Below are 9714 nucleotides of genomic sequence, written 5' to 3' on the forward strand. Positions count from 1 at the left end.
GTAATCGCGGCGTGTTACCGCAGGTATAGTGGTTCTACATCAAGGTGACACAACAAAGAGTACGGACATTTTAAACTCGCCCTTCGGGAAGGTCTGGCAAACTTCCTAGCTTCATTCTGGGAATTTGAAAGGGAACAGCCATTCCTGCATTCCCACGCTTCGCTAGGAAACTTGCCAGCGCCTTCTGAGTGGGCAATTATCTATGCGGACTGGTATTCGGTATCTCACGCCCAAGTGCCCATCTAGTATCCTACAAGCCTCCCAAATCAATCCTAATACCATCCTATTTTGTTGTTTCTTAACTGAAACTGAATATGACGTCTTGTGTGTGTAAGTGCGACCTAATTTGCGTATTCAGCGGAAATTTACGTCAATTGACAGTATTTGGCGAAAATAAAACGCTGCGAGCATAGGCAAATGGCACTCTTTTTGCGACAATCTAGCGAAATACTTTCTATTACAGGTTGTTGTGCTTTTAAACATTGTCATTTTTCTTGTTGGGCTGATTGTACTGAGTTGGAGCGCTGACCGGTTTGTATATGGCGCCTCAGCATTAGCAAAAAACATCGGCATTTCTCCAATGATGATCGGACTAACGATTGTCGCTATGGGATCTTCGGCACCTGAAATTGTGGTTTCCGCCATAGCCTCCGCAAATGGCAATATGAACACCGCCGTGGGTAACGCGCTAGGTTCTAACATCACAAACATCGCGCTAGTTTTAGGTATAACCGCGCTAGTGAAACCATTGCTTGTTTCATCAACAACATTAAAGCGCGAGCTTCCAGCACTCCTTATCATCTCATTGATTGCCATTGGCTTTATGTTTGACGGTGAACTTAAGTCTTATGAAGGCATTATCCTACTAGGCCTGTTCATTTTCGTACTGGCAATGATGGCGTGGCTGTCGCTACAGGTAGATAAAGAAGACCCTCTGGTTGCGGAAACCGCAGATGAAATCCCCAAAGGCGTCTCGAATACGTCAGCCCTCATTTGGATTGGTGTTGGCCTTGTAATACTGCCATTAAGTGCTCACTTTTTGGTGAACTCAGCAGTAGAAATTGCCAGATACATGGGCATTTCGGATTTGGTTATCGGACTAACGATTATTGCGTTTGGTACAAGTCTACCTGAACTAGCAGCAAGTGTTGCGGGTGTACTGAAAGGGGAAGACGATTTAGCACTGGGTAATATCATCGGCTCAAATATCTTCAACCTGCTTGCCGTACTTGGCATGCCCGGGTTAATCGCGCCTGGTATCCTGGACCCTGACGTTTACAACCGAGATATGTACGTAATGCTTGGTTTAACATTATTATTGTTCTTGTTCAGCTTCGATTTAATCGGCAAACGTACAATATCAAGAACAAATGGATTCATACTTCTGGCTTGCTTTATCGGCTATCAATTCTGGCTATTCGGATAATCATGAATACACAAACTCAGATGAACTATATCGACTCAGCGAAGCGCGTTATTGAAATTGAAACTCAAGCTATTGCTAATCTGGCAGAGCGCTTAAACAATGAATTTATCGCTGCCTGTAATATTCTCTTTGCCTGCAAGGGTAAAGTTGTCGTGAGTGGTATGGGAAAGTCTGGGCATATCGGAAATAAAATTGCCGCTACGCTTGCCAGTACAGGTACTCCTGCATTTTTCATGCACCCTGGTGAAGCCAACCATGGCGACTTGGGTATGCTAAGCAAAGGCGATGTCTTACTCGCCATCTCTAATTCTGGCGAGACTAACGAACTCGTTAACTTATTGCCCGTAGTTAAACGCTTAGGCATACAGGTGGTCGCCATGACCAACAGTGCTTCCAGTTCATTAGGGCAACACGCAGATGTCGTGCTTGATATCAGCGTTGAAAAAGAAGCGTGTTCGCTAGGTCTTGCTCCTACGTCAAGCACAACCGCCACACTGGTTATGGGTGATGCGCTTGCGGTAGCACTGCTCGACCAAAAAGGTTTTACCTCAGATGACTTTGCGCTTTCGCACCCAGGCGGCAGTTTAGGCAGAAAACTTCTGCTTAAAGTTAGCGATATCATGCAAAGCGGCAGTGATATCCCCCTTGTCCATGCCAGTGCTTCTGTTGCTGACGCACTGCTGGAAATATCTAAAAAGGGGTTGGGTATGACAGGCGTGATAGCGGCAGACGGTACGCTGACAGGCGTCTTTACGGATGGCGACCTACGACGAATTCTCGATGCCCGCGTAGACGTACACAGTGCGACAGTAGAAGAAGTAATGACTAAAGGCGGCAAGACTACCACCGCAGGTCAGCTGGCTGTAGAAGCCCTGAATTTGATGGAAACCCATAAAATTAGTGCGTTAATGGTTACTGACGATAAGCGCAAACCTGTTGGGGCTTTTAACATGCATATGCTACTAAAAGCAGGAGTGCTTTAAATGACAACCACCTTGTACACGGAAATAAATGACTCGCTTTTCGCAAAACTAGCCAAGATAAAGTTGCTGGTATGCGACGTTGATGGTGTGTTCTCAGATGGCCGAATTTACTTAGGTAACGACGGTGAAGAACTTAAAGCATTCCATACCCGTGATGGATATGGTGTAAAAGCGCTAGTGAGCAATGGAGTGAATGTCGCTGTTATTACTGGACGTCGCTCTGCCATTGTTGAAAATAGAATGAAGGCACTGAATGTTGCACATATAATTCAAGGCGAAGAGAATAAAGCAGACGCGCTTAGTGACCTGATGAAACGCCTTGAGTTAAACACTGACGAAGTGGCTGCGGTAGGTGATGACATGCCAGATACGGGTATGTACAAGCACGTTTCAGTTAAAATTGCGGTTGCCGATGCCCATCCTTACGTAGCAAAACAAGCAAACTGGATTACGACCCTTCCCGGTGGGTTTGGCGCGGTCCGAGAAATATCGGATACCATTTTGCAGGCCAAAGGGGTAGCAAATGAGATTTTTGGAGCTAGTGTATGAGCCTGTTTGGCTTTAATCGCTTAGGATTAAGTATATCGGCGCTATTTATTCTGGCGATGCTGATGTACATCCCTACGTGGATGGAAGAGCAGCCTGAAACGCAGGGAAATCGTGAAAACGATGCGCTAAAGCCCGCCTACAAAGCAAAAAATCTAACCACTACGCTGTACAATCAAGACGGTGAGTTAAATCACAAAGTATTTGCAGAATCGATGGAGCATTACGACCAGCTTGGCTTTGTATTGTTTCAGCAACCTAAATACACCCTTTATACAGAAAACGCGTCATCACCATGGGTGGTAACCGCTGATGAAGGTACACTATACAATAACGAGCTAATCCAGCTGGAAAACCAAGTTAATATTGAGAACCAAACTGGCGATGACTTTGTCAGAAGTATATCGACCGAGTACATTCAAATTAATTTAGAAACCAAGCAAATGACATCTGACCAACCCGTTGAAATACTGGGCACCCAATATGTCATTTTAAGTAATGGGTTTAACGCGAATTTACGCACACAAGAATACGAGCTTTTAGATCATGTACAAACCACTTATTCCCCTAGCAACTAGTTTATTGCTTGCCATCGCTAGCGGTGCGGTACACGCCAGTGAAGATGATTTTTCGCAGCCCATAAAAATAGGCTCGAACACCCAGTTTATCGACGGTAAAAATAAAACCGCGTTGTACAAAGACGACGTACTCATAACTCAAGGCTCTTTGGTTATTGAAGCTGACGAAGTGGAAGTAATTGCCACTGACGGTGGTGGTCGTGAAATATTTATTGCTAGAGGAAAGCCTGCAAGCTATTCCCAGCAATTGGAAGACGGCACGCCAGTTTCGGCAAAAGCTAATGAAATACGCTATGAAGTGGTGAACCGAACGATTTCTCTTGCCGGAAACGCAGAGTTGAAACAAGACACCAGTAAAGTACAGGGTGACAACATCACGTTCGATATGATTACCGAGCAATTGCTAGCGACTGGCGGCGCAGGTAAGGATGGTGAGGGTCGAGTGACCACAGTATTCACGCCTGAGACCATTCGCAAAACTTCGTCTAAGAAAGACAAAAAAGACAACGAGGGCAATGAATAGCAATGGCAACTTTGAGCGCTAAAAATCTTGCTAAGGCTTACAAGTCACGACAGGTTGTACGAGATGTAAGCCTGTCTGTCTCAACGGGTCAAATTGTTGGTCTTCTTGGCCCAAATGGCGCTGGTAAGACCACCACATTCTACATGATTGTTGGTTTAGTGAATCTGGATAAAGGCAAGATTGAAATCGACGACAATGAGCTAACTCATCAGCCCATGCACGAGCGTGCACGCCGCGGAATTGGCTACCTACCGCAGGAAGCCTCTATTTTCAGAAAGCTCACAGTGCATGAAAATATCATGGCCATTTTGCAAACCCGTAAAGATTTAAATTCACAACAGCAAGAAGAAGAAGCAGATGCGCTACTTGATGAATTTAATATTAACCATATACGTAATAGTACGGGGATGAGTTTGTCAGGGGGCGAACGCCGACGCGTTGAGATTGCCCGCGCTCTGGCAGCAAAACCGCAATTTATTTTGTTAGACGAACCATTTGCTGGTGTTGATCCAATATCAGTTAATGATATAAAGAAGATAATACAACATCTTCGCGATAGGGGGATTGGAATCCTTATCACAGACCATAACGTACGAGAGACATTGGATGTTTGTGAAAAGGCGTACATTGTGAGTCATGGCGAGCTTATTGCGCAAGGAACGGCGGAACAGGTTTTAAGTAATCAAAAAGTAAGGGATGTATACCTAGGCGAACAATTCAGGCTATAGTTAATGTAACCGAATTGTCATTTTTCAGTTTCGCTCTGGTATATTCAATTTAGAGCATTTAAATAAGACGTAGATGAAACCATCTTTACAGCTAAAATTTAGCCAACAACTTACCATGACACCACAGCTTCAGCAGGCCATTAAACTGCTGCAGCTTTCTACACTTGATCTTCAACAAGAGATCCAAGAAGCGCTCGATTCTAATCCGCTATTAGAAGTTGAAGAAGGTAACGACGAGCCGCAACTAGAAAAGAACAATATCGACAACGATGACAGCGGCTCTGAGGCCACTGCTTCTGCATCTAGTGACACATTAGAAGCCGGCGATGCACTTGAGAAAAACGATCTTCCCGATGAGCTGCCAATCGACAGTACGTGGGATGAATACTACTCTGCTTCATCTTCGCCTGCTCCGGGTCCATCCAATGACGACGAGCAAATCTTCCAAGGTGAGACTACTGAAGATATTCAAGAGCACCTTCTTTGGCAAATGCGCCTTACCCATTTCTCGGATACCGATCGCGCAATCGCTACAGCAATCATCGACTCTATTGACGAGTCAGGTTATTTAACCGTTACCCTTGACGATATTTTAGAAGCGGTTAACGATGATGATATGGAAGAGCCGATTGAAATGGACGAAATAGAATGTGTGCTTAAGCGCATTCAGATGTTCGACCCTATTGGTTCTGGCTCTCGCTCTCCACAAGAATGTTTGATGGTGCAATTGCGCCAGTTTTCAGAAGACACACCGTGGCTTGCTGAAGCAAAGCAACTGATTGAAGAGTACTCTGACTTACTGAGCAGCAAAGACTATCGTACGCTTATGCGTAAAAGCCGATTGAAAGAAGATCAGCTACGCGAGGCAATGCGTTTACTGCAAACCTTGAATCCTCGCCCAGGTAGTGCTTTAGTTACTAAAGAGCCTGAGTACGTTATTCCTGATGTCTCAGTAACCAAGAAAAATGGCCGTTGGGTGGTTGAGCTGAACCCCGACAGTCTGCCTAAGTTAAGCGTAAATCAACAATACGCTGCAATGAGTCGCCGTGCCAAGAATAGTAGCGATTCACAATTCATCCGCTCACACATGCAAGAGGCTAAGTGGTTCATAAAGAGCCTTGAATCTCGTAACGAAACCTTAATGAAGGTTGCAAACTGCATTGTGCAGCAGCAAATGGGCTTTTTTGAGCACGGCCCGGAAATGATGAAACCAATGGTGCTAAATGATGTCGCAGAAATGGTAGATATGCACGAATCCACTATTTCGCGAGTGACAACGCAAAAGTACATGCATACGCCACGTGGAATCTTCGAATTGAAGTATTTCTTCTCAAGCCACGTTGCAACAGAGTCTGGTGGTGAATGTTCATCTACAGCGATTCGTGCATTGATCAAGAAATTAGTGGCCGCTGAAAAGCCTAGCAAGCCGCTAAGTGATAGCAAGATTGCTTCATTGTTGGCCGAACAAGGCATTAAAGTTGCCCGGCGAACAATAGCAAAGTACCGGGAATCGTTGTCGATCCCGCCGTCGAACCAACGCAAAAGCCTTATTTAATCGGGCTTAATAATATAAGGAAGACGAAATATGCAAATCAACCTTACTGGTCATCATGTCGAAATCACCGACTCTTTGCGTAATTATGTCGATACGAAGTTCAGCAAACTTGAACGTCACTTTGATCACATTTCTAATGTGCATGTCATCCTGAACGTTGAAAAATTAAATCAAAAAGCCGAAGCGACCGTTCATTTAAGTGGCGCTGAAGTATTCGCATCCTCAGAAAATACCGACATGTATGCGGCGATTGACAGCATGGTTGATAAACTCGACCGGCAGGTAATCAAGCATAAGGAAAAACTGAAAAAACATTAGTAGTTAATTAAGCATGGATATACAAGCCATCGTAAGTCTGGACCGCACCGAGTGTGCGGTTCAGTGTAATAGTAAAAAGCGAATTCTTGAGATCATCGCTGATATCGCTGCCAAGCAAAACGAGAACATTGATCAGGCAACGATACTCAACAGTTTGATGGCTCGAGAGCGTATGGGTAGTACAGGCATTGGCAATGGTATCGCCCTGCCCCACGGACGCCTGCCGGGCCTTGAGAAAGTGATTGCCATTGTTGTAACCAGCACGCCAGCAATCGACTTTGACGCCCTTGACGAGAAACCCGTAGACATCTTTTTTGCGCTACTCGTTCCCGAGGAACAGACCGAAGGACACCTTCAAACGCTGGCCACCGTGGCTGGTAAACTAAGCGACAAAGAAACGATTAAAGCAATACGTCGCGCAACGACAAGCGACGATATTCTATCTGCATTAAGTTAAACATTAAGCGCCTATTAACCGTTTAGTAGGCGCCTAATTCAACAACGCGTATGTGATAAAACCAGAGTATTAGGGAGAAAGTAGGTGAAGCTGATAATAATCAGTGGTCGTTCGGGGTCTGGTAAGTCTGTCGCACTTCGCGCATTGGAAGATTTAGGTTATTACTGTGTTGATAATATCCCTGTAAACTTACTTCCCACCTTAACCCATACAGTTGTTGACGAGTACGATCAGGTTGCGGTAAGTATCGATGTGAGAAACTTACCTAAAAATCCTGACGATTTGGTAGAAATTCTAGACTACCTGCCTTCTTCGTGGTCGATGACCATTGTTTACATTGACGCGAGCGATGATGTACTGGTTAAGCGTTTTAGCGAAACACGTCGTCTTCACCCTCTCGCCAAGCTTAATAAATCGCTTTCAGAAGCCATTAAAGCCGAGTCAGCCCTACTTGCTCCTATTGCTGAACGCGCAGATTTATATTTAGACACAGATAAGCTTACCATTCACCAACTGGCAGAGTTAATTCGAGAGCGTATCTTGGGTAAGAAAAGCTCACGCCTTGTGCTTGTGTTTGAGTCGTTTGGCTTTAAGCACGGTATTCCTAAAGATGCGGATTACGTTTTTGATGCCCGCTTTTTACCTAACCCCCATTGGGAGCCCGACCTTAAACATCTGACCGGATTAGACGCACCAGTAGAAGTATTTTTGGGGTCGCAGCCTGTAGTGACCAAGTTCATTTGGCAAATTCAGAATTTAATAACGACATGGCTGCCTCATTTAGAGCGCAATAACAGAAGTTACGTAACCGTAGCGATTGGCTGTACTGGTGGCCAACACCGTTCGGTTTATATCGCACAGACCCTGTCGAAAACCTTCAGTGAAATACACCCTGATGTTCAAATTCGTCATAGAGAGCTGAATCAGTAATGACTATTCAAAAAACGCTAACTATCGTCAATAAGTTAGGGTTGCATGCAAGAGCGGCGACCCAACTGGTTAAACTGGCTAATCAATTCGACGCTAAAATCATCTTAAAAAAAGGCGATAAAGAAGCAGACGCAAGCAGTGTATTGGGATTAATGATGCTTGAAAGCCATCAAGGTGAACAGGTAGACGTGATTGTGGACGGCAGTGATGCTGTTGATGCACTTGCAGCTATTGAAGAGCTTATTGAGGGCAGATTTAACGAAGACGAATAGTCTTACTTGCCCAATCCATTGACCAATTAATCAACACTTAGCGCAGTTATCTTAAAATCCTGCGCAAAACCTACGCAATTATCATGACAGACTCATCATAATTGCGATATTCTACGCCCACTTAGGCTCTATGGCCTGCATTGTTCATCTTTTAGCTTGTAGGAATAACGCCTTATGGCAGAAGCGCTTGTTTCTAAATACGTACAAACTCAGTTACGCGCACTCAACGCTGCGTTGACCAACGGTCAATTCGTATCTGTACGTAAGCTTCTGCTTGAATTACCGCCTTCAGACGTCGCCCACATTCTTGAATCTAGCCCTAGCAGAACCCGTGACGAATTATGGGAGCTCATTGATGGTGACTTTCACGGCGACATTTTAGAAGAACTGTCTGACGATGTTCGAAACGGTATCATTACAAAAATGCTTCCCGCTAATGTGGTTGACGCACTTGAAGAGATGGATACCGATGACTTAGCAGAGACGCTAAGCAGCCTTCCCGAGCCAGTATTGGCCGATATTCTAGATTCGATGGATGCACAAGATCGCGTGCGCGCAGAGCAAGCGCTGTCTTACGGTGAGGAAACCGCTGGTTTCATCATGAACACCGACACCATCACATTACGTCCAGATGTGACCATTGACGTGGTTCTGCGCTATATCCGCTTAAAAGGTGAGCTACCTGAGAATACGGATACGTTTTACGTGGTAAACCGAACTGACAACCTTGTTGGTATTGTTCCGGTTACCCGTTTACTCACCGCAGATACCGACGATAAAGTGTCTGACGTTATGGACGAGGAATCTGAAGCGATTCCTGTGAATATGCCAGACGACGAAGTGGCGAGCCTGTTCGAGCGATACAATTGGCTTTCAGCACCTGTTGTAGATGAAAACCATCGCTTAGTGGGCCGAATTACCATTGATGACGTGGTTGATATTATTCGTGAGGACGCCGAGCACTCGATGATGAGTATGGCGGGTCTTGATGACGACGAAGATACCTTTGCACCCGTTATGCAAAGTACCAAACGACGCTCGGTGTGGCTGGCGGTAAACTTAGTGACGGCGCTAATGGCTGCGATGGTGAGTGATCTATTTGAAGCAACGCTGAGCCAACTGGCTGTGTTAGCTATTCTAAATACCATTGTCCCTAGTATGGGCGGTGTAGCGGGTAACCAGACGCTAACGCTAGTTATCCGTGGTATGGCACTAGGCCATGTTAACGCAAGTAACTCACGATGGCTTATCAGTAAAGAAATATCCATCGGCTTTTTAAACGGTGCTATTTGGGCGGTGCTTATTGCCTCTGTCATCGCGTTATGGAAACAAGATTACATGCTGGGCGTAATTATTGCCTTTGCCATGATGGTAAACATGATTGCGGCTGCTTTAGCG

General features: G+C 45.1%; 12 protein-coding genes. All 12 read left to right on the forward strand.

What is annotated here, in order from left to right; genetic code table 11:
* Positions 1 to 469: 469 nt before the first annotated feature.
* Positions 470 to 1426, forward strand: coding sequence for a calcium/sodium antiporter (locus tag QVA83_RS16295; protein ID WP_014948348.1), 957 nt, complete (start codon positions 470 to 472; stop codon positions 1424 to 1426).
* A gap of 2 nt (positions 1427 to 1428) precedes the next feature.
* Positions 1429 to 2409, forward strand: coding sequence for a KpsF/GutQ family sugar-phosphate isomerase (locus QVA83_RS16300; RefSeq protein ID WP_061094262.1), 981 nt, complete (start codon positions 1429 to 1431; stop codon positions 2407 to 2409).
* Positions 2410 to 2958 (forward strand): 3-deoxy-manno-octulosonate-8-phosphatase KdsC, encoded by a 549-nt coding sequence (gene kdsC / locus QVA83_RS16305; protein WP_014978397.1) that lies wholly within the window; start codon positions 2410 to 2412, stop codon positions 2956 to 2958.
* On the forward strand, positions 2955 to 3533 hold the full coding sequence (gene lptC / locus QVA83_RS16310; RefSeq protein ID WP_014948345.1) for an LPS export ABC transporter periplasmic protein LptC: 579 nt from the start codon (positions 2955 to 2957) through the stop codon (positions 3531 to 3533). The genes kdsC and lptC overlap by 4 nt, the downstream gene beginning before the upstream one ends.
* Positions 3502 to 4056 (forward strand): lipopolysaccharide transport periplasmic protein LptA, encoded by a 555-nt coding sequence (gene lptA, locus QVA83_RS16315; protein ID WP_014948344.1) that lies wholly within the window; start codon positions 3502 to 3504, stop codon positions 4054 to 4056. The genes lptC and lptA overlap by 32 nt, the downstream gene beginning before the upstream one ends.
* A gap of 2 nt (positions 4057 to 4058) precedes the next feature.
* Positions 4059 to 4784 (forward strand): LPS export ABC transporter ATP-binding protein, encoded by a 726-nt coding sequence (gene lptB, locus QVA83_RS16320; RefSeq protein ID WP_014948343.1) that lies wholly within the window; start codon positions 4059 to 4061, stop codon positions 4782 to 4784.
* 73 nt (positions 4785 to 4857) lie between these two features.
* Positions 4858 to 6339, forward strand: a complete 1482-nt coding sequence (locus QVA83_RS16325; protein ID WP_014948342.1) for an RNA polymerase factor sigma-54 — start codon at positions 4858 to 4860, stop codon at positions 6337 to 6339.
* A 30-nt stretch (positions 6340 to 6369) separates the two neighbouring features.
* Positions 6370 to 6657 carry a ribosome hibernation promoting factor gene (gene hpf, locus QVA83_RS16330; protein ID WP_012517338.1) on the forward strand — a complete coding sequence of 96 codons (288 nt, stop codon included), beginning with the start codon at positions 6370 to 6372 and terminating at the stop codon, positions 6655 to 6657.
* 13 nt (positions 6658 to 6670) lie between these two features.
* Positions 6671 to 7114, forward strand: a complete 444-nt coding sequence (ptsN, locus tag QVA83_RS16335) for a PTS IIA-like nitrogen regulatory protein PtsN (RefSeq protein WP_014948341.1) — start codon at positions 6671 to 6673, stop codon at positions 7112 to 7114.
* Between the two features lie 84 nt (positions 7115 to 7198).
* Positions 7199 to 8044 (forward strand): RNase adapter RapZ, encoded by an 846-nt coding sequence (rapZ, locus tag QVA83_RS16340; RefSeq protein ID WP_014948340.1) that lies wholly within the window; start codon positions 7199 to 7201, stop codon positions 8042 to 8044.
* A complete protein-coding gene (locus QVA83_RS16345) occupies positions 8044 to 8316 on the forward strand; it encodes an HPr family phosphocarrier protein (protein ID WP_014948339.1) in 273 nt (90 codons plus the stop codon). Before rapZ ends, QVA83_RS16345 begins: the two co-directional genes overlap by 1 nt.
* 174 nt (positions 8317 to 8490) lie before the next feature.
* On the forward strand, positions 8491 to 9714 hold a 1224-nt coding region (mgtE, locus tag QVA83_RS16350; RefSeq protein WP_287498687.1), incomplete at its 3' end, for a magnesium transporter.

It is taken from the genome of Alteromonas sp. AO-Serp (assembly GCF_017849675.1).
Lineage (GTDB): Bacteria > Pseudomonadota > Gammaproteobacteria > Enterobacterales > Alteromonadaceae > Alteromonas > Alteromonas macleodii.